The sequence below is a fragment of the Streptomyces crystallinus genome, assembly GCF_039521265.1.
In the GTDB taxonomy this organism is placed as follows: domain Bacteria; phylum Actinomycetota; class Actinomycetes; order Streptomycetales; family Streptomycetaceae; genus Streptomyces; species Streptomyces crystallinus.
On record NZ_BAAACA010000005.1, the window covers coordinates 118,291 to 133,936 of the forward strand.

A 15,646-nucleotide genomic window follows, 5' to 3' on the forward strand; every position below is an offset into this window, starting at 1 on the left:
CCCATGGCCCGAACCGAGTTCTACGACGACCCCGGTGCTCCGGAGCCCAACAGCCTGGTCGTGGCAGCCTCGGCCGTTGTTACGGACGATCAAGGCTGCATCCTGCTCCAGCGGCGGCGGGACAACGGACTATGGGCGTTGCCGGGCGGCGGGATGGAGATGGGTGACTCGCTGCCCGGTGCGGCTGTGCGGGAGGTCAAGGAGGAGACCGGGCTGGACGTCGAGATCACCGGGCTTGTCGGGACGTACACCGATCCGCGCCACGTCATCGCGTACAGCGACGGGGAAGTGCGCCGGCAGTTCAACGTGTGCTTCACGGCACGCATCACCGGAGGGACGCTGGCCGTCTCCGACGAGAGCACGGACCTTCGCTTCGTGGCCCCGGCCGAGCTGGACTCCCTGGCGATACACCACACCCAGCGGCTCCGGCTCCAGCACTTCCTGGCGAACCGGCCGACGCCATATCTGGGCTAGAGGGGCAGGCCCGTGGACGCTGTGGCGGTCCGACACAGCCGGTCGGCTCGCCGGGCAAAGCTGCGTGATCGGATCCGGTTCGCAGGACTTGTCCGTCGTCCTTGGAGCATCTAACGAGCAACAGGGGCGAATACCGGCTCGGTGGGTCGGATGGAGGCACAGTGGATACATGGACAGGGCCGCAGGCCTATCGCCTCCGCCAGAAAGCAAGAGACGTAACGCAGCGTTGCGGATCTATGACCAGCCGCTACATCGGGACTGGGCGTTTTGGACGACGGTCGGTTTCGCCTGCGTGACGGCTCTTGCGATCGGCACGAGCAACCAGTCGACAGCCGCCCCGATGCCCCGATGGCTGGACGCGCTACTGGCGTCGATCACGTTTGCCGTGCTCTTCGGTGCGGGTCCCGCGTTCCTTCGGTTGCTCATCCGGAGACGGCGCCACTTTCCTGAACGCGAGCCCGCGTCATGGCCACCCAAGGGGGCGGATGCCACCACCGCACCCGGCCACCAGTCGCAGCCGGAGGCGCAGACCTCGCTCGCGAGGTCCCAGCCAAGTGACGCCGCAAACTTTGCCCCGACCCGTGTACGAGTCGCCTCCGCCAGCCTGAGAAGGCGCCGGATCACTCCGGAACCGGAAGGGCGCATGGAATCCGTGGCCACACCACTGGCCTGGAGCCGACTGGACGCCGATGGTTTTGAACGGCTTCTGTTCGACCTGCTTCGCAGCTTCCCGGAGCATCACAACGTGCAGTGGCTGTCACACACGCGGGCGGCGGACCGGGGTCGTGACCTTTCGATGGACCGCGTGATTCCACTCAGTACCGGCCGTACCCGGACCGAACGAGTCATCGTGCAGGCCAAGCACTGGAGTGCCAAGTCCGTCGGCCTGCCGGACATCGCGGCGACGGTGGCAGCGACGAAGGTGTGGGAGCCACCCGTGGTGCGCACCTTGATTATCGCGACGAGTGGGCGATTCTCGGCTGATGCCATCGCCTGGGCGGAGAGGCACAACGAAACTGGAACCGCCCCTTTCGTGGAGCTCTGGCCCGAGAGCCACTTGGAAACGCTCCTTGCCCGCAGGCCCCGCCTCATCGCCTTGTACGGCTTGCGGTGACGGTAGCCAGGTCGCGGCCACCCGACAGCGCGCTCCCCTCGAACGCGGTCGCCAGCAAAACGCTTGCCTTGACGTCCGCGTCAATGATTACCGTCGACCCATGCGAATCGGCGAGTTGGCCGCACGGGCCGGGACCACCACCCGTGCGCTGCGTTACTACGAGTCCCGCGGGCTGCTGACCGCGCGGCGGGCGGGGAACGGGTACCGGGCGTACGACGAGGACGACCTGCGGCTGCTTCAGCAGATACGGACCCTTCAGGACTTCGGGTTCGAGCTGGAGGAGACGCGGCCGTTCGTGGAGTGTCTGCGGGCCGGCCACGAGGCGGGGGACACCTGTCCCGCCTCGCTCGCCGTGTACCGGCGCAAGCTGGCCGAGCTCGACGGGCTCATCGGGCAGCTCCAGTCCGTACGCGACCAGGTCGGCGCGCAGTTGGCCCGGGCGGAGACTGCGCGCGCCGAGCTGGAGGCCGGTTCGCTGGTGCCCGGGGCTCCCGGGTGCGAGCTGACCGGAATGACCGGTGGCGGAACGGCGGAATGACGGATGACGGATGACGGAGGGGTTGGGATGAGTGTTCAGGCAGTGGGTGTGGATGTGGTGACGGACGCGACCTTCGCGGCGGAGGTGCTGGACGCGAATCTGCCCGTGCTCGTGGAGTTCACCGCCGAGTGGTGCGGGTCGTGCCGGCAGCTCGCGCCGGTGCTGAGCCAGATCGCCTTCGAGGAGGGCGACCGGCTCAAGGTGGTGCAGCTGGACGTGGACAAGGACCCGCAGACCACCCTCACGTACGGGGTGCTGTCGATGCCCACGCTCATGGTCTTCCGGGCCGGCGAGCCCGTGAAGTCCATGGTGGGGGCGCGGCCCAAGCGCCGGCTGATGCAGGAGCTGGAAGACGTCCTGTAGGAAGCGATAAGCGCCAGACAAACCAAAAGCCCCGGTCCGATATTGCGGCCGGGGTTTTTCTCTGCGTATATTGGGTTCTTCGTGTGTGCGCTGAAAAGAACACACCGATAAGCCCTTACAGAAAGCACTGTATCGCGTCAGGAGCGGAATTGTCAACCGAGGAAATTCGGAAAGAACAGCAATTCGTCGACGGCCTCTACGCGCGCCTCGAAGACCTGCGCGGCCAGGCCGAGGCCTCGGTGCGGAGCGCCCTGGCGCAGGTCGGGACCGGTCTTCAGGCGCGGCTCGAGCGCGATGTGCTGGTGGCCGAGCAGTCCGGGCTGCTCAGCGCGCTCGACGGCGGCGAGAACGGACTGTGTTTCGGCCGGCTCGACTTCTCCGACGGCCGCTCCCACCACATCGGCCGCATCGGCATCCGGCGTGCGGACGCGGAACGCACGCCCCTTGTCGTCGACTGGCGGGCCGATGTGGCGCGGCCGTTCTATCTCGCCACCGGGTACACCCCGATGGGTCTGCGGCGCAGGCGGCACCTCACCACCCAGGCGCGTACGGTCACCGCGCTGCACGACGAGATCCTCGACCTCACCGACGCGGCCCGCACCGGGCACGAGGGCGCGGACGCCGACGCCGTGCTGCTCGCGGCCCTGGACGCGGCCCGCACCGGGCGGATGCACGACATCGTGCAGACCATCCAGGCCGAGCAGGACCGGATCATCCGGGCTCCGCAGCGCGGTGTGCTCGTCGTCGAGGGCGGGCCCGGCACCGGCAAGACGGCGGTCGCGCTGCACCGGGCGGCGTATCTGCTGTACGCGTACCGCGAGCAGCTGGCCCGGCGCGCCGTGCTGATCGTCGGCCCCAACCCGGCCTTCCTCGGGTACATCGGCGAGGTGCTGCCCGCGCTCGGCGAGACCGGCGTGCTGCTCGCCACCATGGGCGAGCTCTTCCCGGGCGTACGCGCCGAGGGGACCGACACCCCGGCCGCCGCCGAGGTCAAGGGCCGGGCCGAGATGGCCGAGGTGCTCGCCAAGGCCGTACGCGACCGGCAGACCGTCCCGCACACCGCCTTCGAGATCGAGCACGAGGGCTACGGCACGCTCAGCCTCGACCGGGCCATGGCCGAGGACGCCCGCTGGCGGGCCCGGGAGAGCGGGCTGCCGCACAACCTGGCCCGGCCGCACTTCGCCTTCCACGTCATCGACGCGCTCACCGCGCAGCTCGCCGAGCGCATCGGCGCCGACCCCTTCGGCGGCGAGAACCTGCTGGGCCCCGACGACCTCGCCCAGCTCGGCAAGGAGATCGCCACCAGTCGGGAGGTGCACGCCGCCATCGAGGAGTTCTGGCCCACGCTGACGCCGCAGGGGTTCGTCGCCGACTTCCTGGCCGAGCCCGTCCATCTGGACGAGGCCGACGCCGAGCTGATCCGCCGCGAGGGTGGCGGCTGGACGCCCGCCGACGTGCCGCTGCTCGACGAGGCCGCCGAGCTCCTCGGCGAGGACGACTCGGCCGCCCGCGCCGCCGCCGAGGCCGAGCGCCAGGACCGGATCGCGTACGCGCAGGGCGTCCTCGACCTCTCCGCCGGATCGGAGAGCTTCGAGTTCGAGGACGAGGAGTCCGAGGTGCTCGCGGCGCACGACATCATCGACGCCGAGCGGTTCGCCGAGCGCCACGAGGAGGCCGACCACCGCAGCGCCGCCGAGCGCGCCGCCGCCGACCGCACCTGGGCGTTCGGCCACATCGTCGTGGACGAGGCGCAGGAGCTGTCCGCGATGGCCTGGCGGCTGCTGATGCGCCGCTGCCCGACCCGCTCGCTCACCCTGGTCGGCGACCCCGCCCAGACCGCCGAGGCGGCGGGCGTCGGCTCCTGGCAGCGGATCCTCCAGCCGTACGTGGAGGACCGCTGGGAGCACGTACGCCTGGGGGTCAACTACCGTACGCCCGCCGAGATCATGGAGGTGGCGGCGCGGGTCTGCCGGGCGGTGGACCCGTCGTTCGAGCCGCCCAGCTCGGTGCGGGCCACGGGGGTGCGGCCCTGGGCGCGCGAGGCGGCGCCGCACGCGCTGGCGCAGGCGGTCGCGGAGGCGGTGAAGCAGGAGACGCCCGAGGCGGGGCGCCTCGCGGTGATCGCGCCGCGCACCTGGCACCCGGCGCTGCACGCCGCGCTCCCGGACGTCCCGCCGGGCGAGCCCGATCTGACCCGCCCGGTGGTCCTGCTCGACCCGCGTCAGGCCAAGGGCCTGGAGTTCGACACGGTCCTGGTGGTGGAGCCCGCCGAGTACGGGGTGAGCGATCTGTACGTGGCGCTGACCCGCGCCACCCAGCGGCTCGGCGTGCTGCACTCGGCGCCGCTGCCCGACGCGCTGGCGCAGGCGCTCACGCCGGCCGCAGCCACACCGTGGCCAGCGGCGGCAGCGTCAGGGTCAGACTGACGGGCCGCCCGTGGCTGGGGACGGTCTCGGGCTTGAGGGCGTCCTCGTTGCGGATGTCGCCGCCGCCGTAGCGCGCGGCGTCCGTGTTGAGGACCTCCGTCCAGGCGGAGACGGTCTCGGGGACGCCCAGGCGGTAGTCGTGGCGGACCACCGGGGAGAAGTGGGAGACGGCGAGCAGCGGGGCGCCCGAGGCGTCGTGGCGCAGGAAGGCGAAGACGTTGTCCTCCGCCGCGTCGCCCGCCACCCACGCGAAGCCGGCCGGGTCGGTGTCGCGCTGCCACAGCGGCGGGGTGTCGCGGTAGACGGTGTTCAGGTCGCGGACCAGGTCCCGGACGCCCCGGTGGTCGGGCTCGGCCGAGTACGACGGGTCGAGCAGCCACCAGTCGGGTCCGGTGGTCTCCGACCACTCCGCGCCCTGGGCGAACTCCTGCCCCATGAAGAGGAGCTGCTTGCCGGGGTGCGCCCACATGAAGCCGAGGTAGGCGCGGTGGGTGGCGCGCCGCTGCCACCAGTCGCCGGGCATCTTGGAGACCAGCGCGCGCTTGCCGTGGACGACCTCGTCGTGGGAGATCGGCAGGACGTAGTTCTCGCTGTACGCGTACACCATCGAGAAGGTCATCTCGTGGTGGTGGTACTTGCGGTGCACCGGCTCCTTGGCCGCGTAGCCCAGCGAGTCGTGCATCCAGCCCATGTTCCACTTCAGGCCGAAGCCGAGGCCGCCGAAGCCGCCGGGGCCGACGTGGTGGGTCGCGCGCGTCACGCCGTCCCACGCGGTGGACTCCTCGGCGATGGTGATCACGGCCGGGCAGCGGCGGTAGACGGTGGCGTTCATCTCCTGGAGGAAGGCCACCGCGTCCAGGTTCTCCCGGCCGCCGTGCTCGTTGGGCGACCACTCGCCGTCCTCGCGCGAGTAGTCGAGGTAGAGCATCGAGGCGACCGCGTCCACCCGCAGCCCGTCGATGTGGAACTCCTCGCACCAGTACGTGGCGTTGGCGACCAGGAAGTTGCGGACCTCCTTGCGGCCGTAGTCGAACTCCAGCGTGCCCCAGTCGGGGTGCTCGGCGCGCGCCGGGTCCTCGTGCTCGTACAGCGGCCGCCCGTCGAAGCGGGCCAGCGCCCAGTCGTCCTTGGGGAAGTGCGCGGGCACCCAGTCGACGATCACCCCGATCCCGGCCCGGTGCAGCGCGTCCACCAGGAAGCGGAAGTCGTCCGGGGTGCCCATCCGGGCGGTGGGGGCGTAGAAGCCGGTCACCTGGTAGCCCCAGGAGCCGCCGAAGGGGTGCTCGGCCACCGGCAGGAACTCGACATGGGTGAAGCCCAGGTCGCGTACGTACGCCGGGAGCTGCTCGGCGAGCTGGCGGTACGTCAGACGCGGGCGCCAGGAGGCCAGGTGCACCTCGTACACCGAGAACGGCGACTCGTGGACGGGCCGGTCGCCGCGCGCCGCCATCCACTGATCGTCGCCCCACACATGGCGCGACTCGGTGACGATCGACGCGGTCATGGGCGGCACCTCGGTGCGCCGGGCCATCGGGTCGGCCCGCAGGGTGTGCGAGCCGTCGGGGCGGGTGATGTCGAACTTGTAGAGCGTCCCGTCGCCGACGCCCGGCAGGAACAGCTCCCACACGCCGGTGGAGCCGAGCGAGCGCATCGGGTAGGCGGTGCCGTCCCAGTAGCAGAAGTCGCCGGTGACCCGGACGCCGAGGGCGTTGGGGGCCCAGACGGTGAACCGGGTGCCGGCCACGCCCTGGTGGGTCATCGGGCGCGCGCCGAGCGCGGTCCACAGCTCCTCGTGGCGGCCCTCGCCGATCAGATGCAGATCGAGGTCGCCGAGCGCCGGCAGGAAGCGGTACGGGTCCTCGGCCTCCAGCTCGGTGTCGTCATAGGTGACGAGCAGCGAGTACGCGGGGACCTCGGTCAGCGCCAGCACCCCGGAGAACAGGCCGTCGCCCTCGTCGCGCAGCTCGGTGCGCAGCCCGTCGGTGACGACGGTGACGGCCCGCGCGTACGGGCGCAGCACCCGGAAGGCGACGCCGCCGCGGACCGGGTGGGCGCCAAGCAGGGCGTGCGGGTCGTGGTGGGCCCCGGCGAGCAGCCGGGCGCGGTCCTCGGCGGCGAGCGGCCGCGCGGCCCGCACGCCGCCGCTCCCGCCGCGCTTCGGCTTCGACGGCTTCGGCGGCGCGTCCGTCGTCGGCGACGGCTTCGGCCGGCCGGACCGGGAAGGGGCGGGGTGCTGCGGGCGGTCGCCGGTGGGCGGGCGGGCGGTCACGGGTACGGCCTCCTCGGGGTGGTGCGGGGTCGGGGTCAGTCCTGGGCCAGTCGGCGGACCGCCGCCATCGGGACGGCGAGCCAGTCGGGGCGGTGCCGGGCCTCGTAGAGCACCTCGTACACCGCCTTGTCGGTCTCGTAGGCGCGCAGCAGCTCGGGTTCGTCGCGCGGGTCGGTGCCCGCGGCCTCGGCGTAGCCCGAGCAGTAGGCGTCCCGGCAGGACTCGGCCCACTCGGGGCGCCAGGGCAGCTGGGTGCGGGCCGCGTAGTCGAAGGAGCGCAGCATCCCGGCGACGTCGCGCACCGGCGGCTGCGGGCGGCGGCGCTCGGCCAGCGGCCGGGCGGGCTCGCCCTCGAAGTCGATGACCGCCCAGTCGCCGCCGCCGGTCCGCAGGGTCTGGCCCAGGTGCAGATCGCCGTGGACGCGCTGGGCGGGCCGGGACGCGGCCACCCGGGTCACCGCGTCGAACGCGGCGCGCAGCCCGGGCACATACGGCAGCAGCGTCGGCACCGCCTGCGCGGCGGCCTCCAGGCGCTCGTGCATCGCGGCCGCCAGCAGCTCGGTCTGGGCGCGGCCGAGGGTGACCACCGGCAGCGCGTCGGCGAGCGCGGTGTGCACCTCGGCGGTGGCCCGGCCCAGCGCGTGCGCCTCCCGGGTGAAGCCGCGCCGGTCGGCGAGCGCGCGCAGCGCCAGCTGCCAGCCGTCCTCGGAGTCGCGCAGATACGGCTGGAGCACGGCGAGCGTGGCGTCCTGGGGCCGGTCGGTCCGGATCCAGGCGGCGGGCGCGGGCACCCGGGCGCACCCGTGCCGGGCCAGGACCAGCGGAAGCTCCAGGTCGGGGTTGACCCCGAAGTGGATCCGGCGGAATACCTTGAGGATGAACGTATCGCCGTACACCAGCGAGGAGTTGGACTGCTCGGCGGCGAGCAGACGCGGCGCGAGCCCGCCCGGGACGGGAATGTCCGCGTCGCAGCCGAACCGCAGCGGCCCGAGCCGGCCCGGGGTGCGCAGCCGCTCCAGGAGCAGCGCGGCCACCTGCGGGTCCTGGAGGGCGTCGTAGACGGTCTGCCCCATCAGCGGTCCGTCGGTGGCGTGGCCGACGAGCGCGGGGGCGAGCGGCGGCGGCAGCACCTTCCGTACGCCAAGGAGCAGCTGGTACACATCGCCCGGGCCGGCCTCGGGGGCGGCGCCGTTCTGCTCGGCCCGCACCAGCAGGTGCAGGGTGCCGGGGAGCAGCTCGGTGACCGAGACCAGCGAGAAGCCGGTGACCGGGCGGCCCTTGCCCGCGAACCAGCGCTGTCTGGGGAGCCATTCGTGCAGCAGCGGCGCCAGCGAGGGCAGCAGCGCGACAGGAGTCAGGGTGGGTGCGGCCTTGGGCATGGCAGCGCGTCCTTTCCCCGGGCTCACAGCAGGTGTGCGCAGAGTGTCCCGGATTGCGGCATTGGCTGTCCGGCGGCGCGCGGAGCGTCCGGTAGGCCACTGGGAGCGGTCCGGAGCGTCGCTGAGGAGAGTGCCCCGGGCGGGCCGGAGGAAACCGGCCCGTCCGGGCAGGCCCGGGGGCGGCTCGAAAGCGCCCCCGGACCGGGTGGGTTCAGCCGATCACGATGCAGTCCTTGCGCAGCCGGAACCAGTAGAAGCCGTGCCCCGCGAGGGTGAGCAGATACGGCCACTGGCCGATGGCCGGGAAGCGCACCCCGCCGATCAGCTCCACCGGATGGGCCCCGGCGAAGGCCCGCAGATCCAGCTCGGTGGGCTGGGCGAACCGCGAGAAGTTGTTCACGCAGAGCACGAGGTCGTCGTTGTGCTCCCGCAGGAACGCCAGGACCGCCGGGTTGGAGGAGGGGAGCTCGGTGTACGAGCCGAGACCGAAAGCGGGGTTCTGCTTGCGGATCTCGATCATCCGGCGGGTCCAGTGCAGCAGGGACGACGGCGAGGCCATCGCGGCCTCGACGTTGGTCACCTGGTAGCCGTAGACCGGGTCCATGATCGTGGGAAGGAAGAGGCGTCCTGGATCGCAGGACGAGAAGCCCGCGTTGCGGTCGGGCGTCCACTGCATGGGGGTCCGTACGGCGTCCCGGTCACCCAGCCAGATGTTGTCGCCCATGCCGATCTCGTCCCCGTAGTAGAGGATCGGCGAGCCGGGCAGCGACAGCAGCAGGGCCGTGAACAGCTCGATCTGGTTGCGGTCGTTGTCGAGCAGGGAGGCGAGGCGGCGCCGGATGCCGATGTTGGCGCGCATCCGGGGGTCCTTGGCGTACTCCGCGTACATGTAGTCGCGCTCTTCGTCCGTGACCATTTCGAGGGTCAGCTCGTCGTGGTTGCGCAGGAAGATGCCCCACTGGCAGGTCTTGGGGATGGCCGGGGTCTTGGCGAGCACCTCGGAGACCGGGTAGCGGCTCTCGCGGCGCACGGCCATGAAGATGCGCGGCATCACGGGGAAGTGGAACGCCATGTGGCACTCGTCGCCGCCCGCCGCGTAGTCGCCGAAGTAGTCGACGACGTCCTCCGGCCACTGGTTGGCCTCGGCGAGCAGCACGGTGTCCGGGTAGCTCGCGTCGATCTCGGCCCGGACCCGCTTGAGGAAGTCGTGGGTCGCGGGCAGGTTCTCGCAGTTGGTGCCCTCCTCCTGGTACAGGTACGGGACGGCGTCGAGGCGGAAGCCGTCGATGCCCAGGTCCAGCCAGAACCGCAGCGCGGCCAGGATCTCGTCCTGGACGGCCGGGTTCTCGTAGTTGAGGTCCGGCTGGTGGGAGAAGAAGCGGTGCCAGTAGTACTGCTTGCGGACGGGGTCGAAGGTCCAGTTGGAGGTCTCGGTGTCGACGAAGATGATCCGGGCGTCCTGGAACTGCTTGTCGTTGTCGGCCCAGACGTAGTAGTCGCCGTACTGACCGGCGGGGTCCTTGCGCGACTCCTGGAACCACGGGTGCTGGTCGCTGGTGTGGTTCATCACGAAGTCGATGATCACGCGCATGCCGCGCTGGTGGGCGGCGTCCACGAACTCCACGAAGTCGGCGAGGTCGCCGAACTCCGGGAGCACCGCGGTGTAGTCCGAGACGTCGTAACCGCCGTCCCGCAGCGGGGACTTGAAGAAGGGTGGCAGCCAGAGGCAGTCCACCCCCAGCCACTGCAGGTAGTCGAGCTTGGCGGTGATGCCCTTGAGATCCCCTACGCCGTCGCCGTTGCTGTCCTGGAAGGACCGCACGAGCACCTCGTAGAAGACGGCCCGCTTGAACCACTCGGGATCGCGGTCCTTGGCGGGAGTGTCCTCGAAGGTGTCGTGGACGGGCTCGTTGACGATCATGGTGTGGGTGACCCTCCGATCGGCGGGGACGGTCGCAGGACCAGGATGTGCGCGGGAGCGCGGCCCGGCTCCAGACGCACGTAGTTGGCCCTGCCCCAGTGGTAGGTCTCACCGGTGAGCTCGTCGCGCACCGGGACGGACTCGTGCCACGAGAGGCCGAGTTCCGGCATGTCCAACGAGACCGTGGCCTCCTGGGTGTGGTGGGGGTCGAGGTTGGCGACCACCACAACGGTGTTCGAACCCGAGCGCTTGCTGTACGCCAGCACCGCGTCGTTGTCGGTGTGGTGGAAGTGCAGCGAGCGCAGCTGCCGCAGCGCCGGGTGGCGCCGGCGGATCCGGTTGAGCGAGGTCAGCAGGGGGGCCAGGGAGCGGCCCGAGCGCTCGGCCGCCTCCCAGTCGCGGGGCCGCAGCTCGTACTTCTCCGAGTTCAGGTACTCCTCGCTGCCGTCGTGCAGCGCCGTGTTCTCACAGAGCTCGTAGCCCGCGTACACACCCCAGCTGGGCGAGAGCGTCGCGGCGAGCACCGCGCGCACCTCGAAGGCGGGCCGGCCGCCGTGCTGGAGGTAGGCGTGCAGGATGTCCGGTGTGTTCACGAAGAAGTTGGGGCGCATGTACGCGGCCGCGTCGCCCGTCAGCTCGGTGAGGTAGTCGGTCAGCTCCTGCTTGGTGTTGCGCCAGGTGAAGTACGTGTACGACTGCTGGAAGCCGATCCGGGCCAGGGTGTGCATCATCGCGGGACGGGTGAACGCCTCGGCCAGGAACACCACGTCCGGGTCGCTGCCGTTGACCTCGGCGAGCACCTGCTCCCAGAACACCACCGGCTTGGTGTGCGGGTTGTCCACCCGGAAGATCCGCACCCCGTGGTCCATCCAGAACCGCAGGATCCGCACGGTCTCCGCGACCAGGCCCGGCATGTCCGCGTCGAAGGCGACCGGATAGATGTCCTGGTACTTCTTGGGCGGGTTCTCGGCGTACGCGATGGTGCCGTCGGCCCGGTGGTGGAACCACTCGGGGTGCTTGTCCACCCAGGGGTGGTCCGGCGAGCACTGGAGCGCGAAGTCCAGGGCGACCTCCATGCGCAGGTCGCGGGCCGTGCGCACGAAGTGGTCGAAGTCCTCGAGGGTGCCCAGGTCCGGGTGGACCGCGTCGTGCCCGCCGTCCGGCGAGCCGATCGCCCAGGGCACGCCCACGTCGCCGGGCGCGGCCGAGAGGCTGTTGTTGGGGCCCTTGCGGAAGGTGGTGCCGATGGGGTGCACGGGCGGCAGATAGACGACGTCGAAGCCCATCGCGGCGACCGCGGGCAGCCGCTCGGCGGCGGTCCGGAAGGTGCCGCTGACCGGCGGCTGCCCGGGCTCGACCACCGCCCCCTCGGAGCGCGGGAACAGCTCGTACCACGACCCGTAGAGCGCCCGCTCGCGCTCGACCAGCAGCGGCAACGGCTCACTGGAGCTGACCAGTTCGCGCAGCGGAGAGCGGTCCAGGGCCGCCCGCGCCTCGGGGGTCAGCGCCGCGGCGAGCCGGGCCGCCGCCGGGCGGGAGGTGTCGCGCAGCGCGTCCACGGCGGCCAGCACCGCCTCGCGCCCCTTGGTCTTCGGCACCCCGCGCGCGGCCCGCTCGTACAGCGCCGCGCCCTCCGCCAGGACCAGCTCGGTGTCCTGACCCGCCGGGATCTTGATCCCCGCGTGCCGGCGCCAGGTGGCCACCGGGTCGCTCCACGCCTCGACCGTATACGACCAGTGCCCTTCGGCCGTCGGGGTGACCTCGGCGCCCCAGCGGTCGCTGCCGGGCGCCAGCTCGCGCATCGGCGTCCACGGCCCCGGCCGCCCGCGCGGGTCGCGCAGCACCACATTGGCGGCGACCGCGTCATGGCCTTCTCGGAAGACGGTGGCGGTGACCCAGAAGGTCTCGCCCGCCACCGCCTTCGCCGGCCTTCGGCCGCAGTCGACGGCGGGGCGGACGTCCAGGACGGGGATACGGCCGATCGGCAGATTCACGGGCTCACCTGGTGGCTGGTGGGTACGGGGCGTGGCGGGGTCTGCTCTTTGTAACTGCTCCGTTGACGTTTGACGGGCTGCGGGCATCGCCGCTCCTGTCCGCGTTCACTCGGGTGGCGGTCAGCGGTTGCACAGACGGACGTCCTACCGGTGGAGCCTTCCACAGGCTACGAGTGGGCATTCCGGCAGTTTGTTAACTACCTGCGCGTAACGGTTCAGACAAGGAATCGGCCCGGTCTTTCGGCGGCGCGGGCCAGAATTTGCCTACCCACAAGTTCAGTTGGGGCGGGAGGTGGCCCAGGGGCCACCCGTGCGTCCGTACGTACGTTCGTGCGCATCCGTCACCGCGACGCGGCCGGGGGGCACTCGCCGGGGGCGCTCGCCTCCGCGCGCCGTGGTGGCGCGGGGCGCCCGCCCACTACCTTCGAGAGTGAAGGACAGTCGAACAGAGCTGTACGTCCCTCCTGTTGCCCACATCCCCTGCGAAGGTGGAACACGTGAAGGCAATCCGTCGGTTCACCGTGCGCCCCGTCCTCCCCGAGCCCCTGCGGCCGCTGAGCGAGCTGGCCCGCAATCTGCGCTGGTCCTGGCATCCCGAGACCAGAGAACTGTTCCGGTCCGTCGACCCCGAGGGATGGCGGGCGGCCCAGGAGGACCCCGTGCGCCTGCTGGGGTCGGTCTCCGCCGCGCGGCTCGCCGCGCTGGCCGAGGACCGCCGCTTCGTCCGCGCCCTGACCGCCTGCGCCGACGACCTCGCCGACTATCTGGGCGGGCGGCGGTGGTACCAGGAGCAGCCCGAGGGGCTGCCGCGCGCGGTCGGCTACTTCTCGCCGGAGTTCGGGATCACCGCCGCCCTGCCGCAGTACTCGGGCGGGCTCGGCATCCTGGCGGGCGACCATCTGAAGTCCGCGAGCGACCTCGGCGTGCCGCTGATCGGGGTCGGCCTCCTCTACCGGCACGGCTACTTCCGCCAGTCGCTCTCGCGCGACGGCTGGCAGCAGGAGCACTATCCCGTCCTCGACCCCAACGAACTGCCGCTGGCGCTGCTGCGCGAGGCCGACGGCGAACCCGCCCGGATCGCGCTGCACCTGCCCGGCGGCCGTGCGCTGCACGCGGTCGTGTGGGTCGCCCAGGTCGGCCGGGTGCCGCTCCTGATGCTCGACTCCGACGTGGAGGAGAACGGGCCGGGCGAGCGCGACGTCACCGACCGGCTGTACGGGGGCGGCAGCGAGCACCGGCTGCTCCAGGAGATGCTGCTGGGCATCGGCGGGGTGCGGGCGGTGCGCGCGTACTGCCGGATCACCGGGCATCCGGCCCCCGAGGTCTTCCACACCAACGAGGGTCACGCGGGTTTCCTCGGCCTGGAGCGGATCCGTGAACTCGCCGGGGAGGGGCTGGAGTTCGACGCGGCCCTGGAGTCGGTACGGGCCGGGACCGTCTTCACCACCCACACCCCGGTCCCGGCCGGAATCGACCGCTTCGACCGCGAGCTGGTCGCCCACCACCTCGGCGACGACGGCGAACTGCCCGGCGTCGACGTCTCCCGGATCCTCCAGCTCGGCATGGAGACCTACCCGGGCGGTGAGCCCAACCTCTTCAACATGGCCGTGATGGGACTGCGCCTGGCCCAGCGCGCCAACGGCGTCTCCACCCTGCACGGCGAGGTCAGCCGGGAGATGTTCGCCGGGCTCTGGCCGGGCTTCGACCCCTCCGAGGTGCCGATCACCTCCGTCACCAACGGGGTGCACGCGCCGACCTGGGTGGCGCCCGAGGTGTTCCGGCTGGGCGCCCGGCAGATCGGCGCCGGGCGCGCCGAGGACGCGCTGACCGTGGGCGGCTCGCCGCGCTGGGACGCGGTCGCCGACATCCCCGACAACGAGATCTGGGAGCTGAGGCGCGAACTGCGCGAGCAGCTGGTGCTGGAGGTGCGCGAGCGGCTGTACGCCTCGTGGCGCACCCGGGGGGCCGGTACGGCCGAGCTCGGCTGGGTGGACGGGGTGCTCGACCCCGACGTCCTGACCATCGGCTTCGCCCGCCGCGTGCCCTCGTACAAGCGGCTCACCCTGATGCTGCGCGACCGCGACCGGCTGATGGAGCTGCTGCTGCATCCGACCCGGCCGGTGCAGATCGTGGTGGCGGGCAAGGCGCACCCCGCCGACGACAGCGGCAAGCGGCTGGTCCAGGAGCTGGTGCGGTTCGCCGACGACCCCCGGGTGCGCCACCGCATCGTCTTCCTGCCCGACTACGGGATGGCGATGGCCAAGAAGCTCTACCCGGGCTGCGACGTGTGGCTGAACAACCCGCTGCGTCCCCTGGAGGCGTGCGGGACCAGCGGGATGAAGGCCGCCCTCAACGGGTGTCTGAACCTCTCCGTCCTGGACGGCTGGTGGGACGAGTGGTTCGAGCCGGACTTCGGCTGGGCCATCCCCACCGCCGACGGCTCCGCCACCGACGAGGACCGCAGGGACCAGCTGGAGGCGACCGCGCTGTACGACCTGATCGAGGACCGGGTGGCGCCGCGCTTCTACGACCGGGGCGCGGACGGGCTGCCCGGCCGCTGGATCGAGATGGTCCGCGAGACCCTCTCCTCGCTCGGCCCCAAGGTGCTGGCGGGGCGGATGGTGCGCGAGTACGTGGAGCGGCTGTACGCGCCGGCCGCCCGGGCCCACCGCGAGCTGGAGCCGGAGGTGGCCCGGGAGCTGGCGGCCTGGAAGGTCCGGGTGCGGGCGGCCTGGCCGCAGGTGGCCGTCGACCATGTGGAGGCGGTCTCCGCGACGGCCGTGAACGGCCACGCGGAGCTCGGCTCCACGCTCGCCCTGCGGGTGCGGGCCGGGCTCGGCGGGCTCCAGCCGGACGATGTGGAGGTGCAGGCGGTCGCCGGGCGGGTGGACGCCGCCGACACCCTCGCGGAGGCCCGCACGGTCGCCCTGAAGCCCGCGGGCGGCCCCGACCTGGAGGGCCGCTGGGTGTACGAGGGCCCGCTCGCCCTGGACCGCACCGGCCCCTACGGCTACACGGTCCGGGTGCTCCCGGCCCACCGCCTCCTCGCCGACGGCGCCGATCTCGGACTGGTCGCGCTCCCGACCGAGGCGACGGGGGAGGGGGCGGGGGTGCTGATGCGCTGAGGACGAAGGGGTTGTACCGTACGTCGGCCGCTGCCATGCGCCC

10 protein-coding genes are annotated in these 15,646 nt (G+C 71.8%); 6 read left to right on the plus strand and 4 right to left on the minus strand.

Translation table 11 applies throughout. The annotated features are described in order from the left end of the window. Nucleotides 1–3 precede the first annotated feature (3 nt). The 5 genes from ABD236_RS03495 to ABD236_RS03515 all read left to right on the plus strand — a co-directional run bounded on the left by ABD236_RS03495 (nucleotide 4) and on the right by ABD236_RS03515 (nucleotide 4,915). Nucleotides 4–474 (plus strand): NUDIX domain-containing protein, encoded by a 471-nt coding sequence (locus tag ABD236_RS03495; RefSeq protein WP_344069947.1) that lies wholly within the window; start codon nucleotides 4–6, stop codon nucleotides 472–474. A 643-nt stretch (nucleotides 475–1,117) separates the two neighbouring features. Beyond that, complete coding sequence (locus ABD236_RS03500; RefSeq protein ID WP_344069949.1) at nucleotides 1,118–1,588, plus strand: restriction endonuclease; 471 nt, start codon at nucleotides 1,118–1,120, stop codon at nucleotides 1,586–1,588. A 100-nt stretch (nucleotides 1,589–1,688) separates the two neighbouring features. Continuing rightward, nucleotides 1,689–2,126 (plus strand): MerR family transcriptional regulator, encoded by a 438-nt coding sequence (locus ABD236_RS03505; protein WP_344069951.1) that lies wholly within the window; start codon nucleotides 1,689–1,691, stop codon nucleotides 2,124–2,126. A gap of 27 nt (nucleotides 2,127–2,153) precedes the next feature. Next, complete coding sequence (trxA, locus tag ABD236_RS03510; RefSeq protein WP_344069953.1) at nucleotides 2,154–2,489, plus strand: thioredoxin; 336 nt, start codon at nucleotides 2,154–2,156, stop codon at nucleotides 2,487–2,489. 149 nt (nucleotides 2,490–2,638) lie between these two features. Next, nucleotides 2,639–4,915 (plus strand): HelD family protein, encoded by a 2,277-nt coding sequence (locus tag ABD236_RS03515; protein ID WP_344069955.1) that lies wholly within the window; start codon nucleotides 2,639–2,641, stop codon nucleotides 4,913–4,915. On the opposite strand, the gene glgB is transcribed toward ABD236_RS03515, so the two are convergent. The 4 genes from glgB to ABD236_RS03535 form a co-directional block, all read right to left on the minus strand. After that, on the minus strand, nucleotides 4,860–7,184 hold the full coding sequence (gene glgB / locus ABD236_RS03520) for a 1,4-alpha-glucan branching enzyme (protein WP_425543809.1): 2,325 nt from the start codon (nucleotides 7,182–7,184) through the stop codon (nucleotides 4,860–4,862). The genes ABD236_RS03515 and glgB overlap by 56 nt on opposite strands. Nucleotides 7,185–7,219: 35 nt before the next feature. Continuing rightward, nucleotides 7,220–8,563, minus strand: a complete 1,344-nt coding sequence (locus ABD236_RS03525) for a maltokinase N-terminal cap-like domain-containing protein (protein WP_344069957.1) — start codon at nucleotides 8,561–8,563, stop codon at nucleotides 7,220–7,222. A gap of 211 nt (nucleotides 8,564–8,774) precedes the next feature. Further along, nucleotides 8,775–10,484: a maltose alpha-D-glucosyltransferase gene (gene treS, locus ABD236_RS03530; RefSeq protein WP_344069959.1), complete on the minus strand. Its 1,710-nt coding sequence runs from the start codon at nucleotides 10,482–10,484 to the stop codon at nucleotides 8,775–8,777. Continuing rightward, the gene (locus tag ABD236_RS03535) at nucleotides 10,481–12,565 is read right to left on the minus strand and encodes an alpha-1,4-glucan--maltose-1-phosphate maltosyltransferase (RefSeq protein ID WP_344069961.1); all 2,085 of its coding nucleotides are present in this window, start codon (nucleotides 12,563–12,565) and stop codon (nucleotides 10,481–10,483) included. The genes treS and ABD236_RS03535 overlap by 4 nt, the downstream gene beginning before the upstream one ends. A gap of 410 nt (nucleotides 12,566–12,975) precedes the next feature. Here ABD236_RS03535 and glgP point away from each other — a divergent pair, with 410 nt between their 5' ends. Then, on the plus strand, nucleotides 12,976–15,603 hold the full coding sequence (gene glgP, locus ABD236_RS03540; protein ID WP_344069963.1) for an alpha-glucan family phosphorylase: 2,628 nt from the start codon (nucleotides 12,976–12,978) through the stop codon (nucleotides 15,601–15,603). Nucleotides 15,604–15,646 lie beyond the last annotated feature (43 nt).

Bases quoted from the DNA above. Each gene is read 5' to 3' on its own strand.
- treS (WP_344069959.1), bottom strand. From the start codon at position 10,484: ATGATCGTCAACGAGCCCGTCCACGACACCTTCGAGGACACTCCCGCC.
- trxA (WP_344069953.1), top strand. From the start codon at position 2,154: ATGAGTGTTCAGGCAGTGGGTGTGGATGTGGTGACGGACGCGACCTTC.
- ABD236_RS03505 (WP_344069951.1), top strand. From the start codon at position 1,689: ATGCGAATCGGCGAGTTGGCCGCACGGGCCGGGACCACCACCCGTGCG.
- ABD236_RS03535 (WP_344069961.1), bottom strand. From the start codon at position 12,565: ATGCCCGCAGCCCGTCAAACGTCAACGGAGCAGTTACAAAGAGCAGAC.
- ABD236_RS03500 (WP_344069949.1), top strand. From the start codon at position 1,118: ATGGAATCCGTGGCCACACCACTGGCCTGGAGCCGACTGGACGCCGAT.
- ABD236_RS03525 (WP_344069957.1), bottom strand. From the start codon at position 8,563: ATGCCCAAGGCCGCACCCACCCTGACTCCTGTCGCGCTGCTGCCCTCG.
- ABD236_RS03495 (WP_344069947.1), top strand. From the start codon at position 4: ATGGCCCGAACCGAGTTCTACGACGACCCCGGTGCTCCGGAGCCCAAC.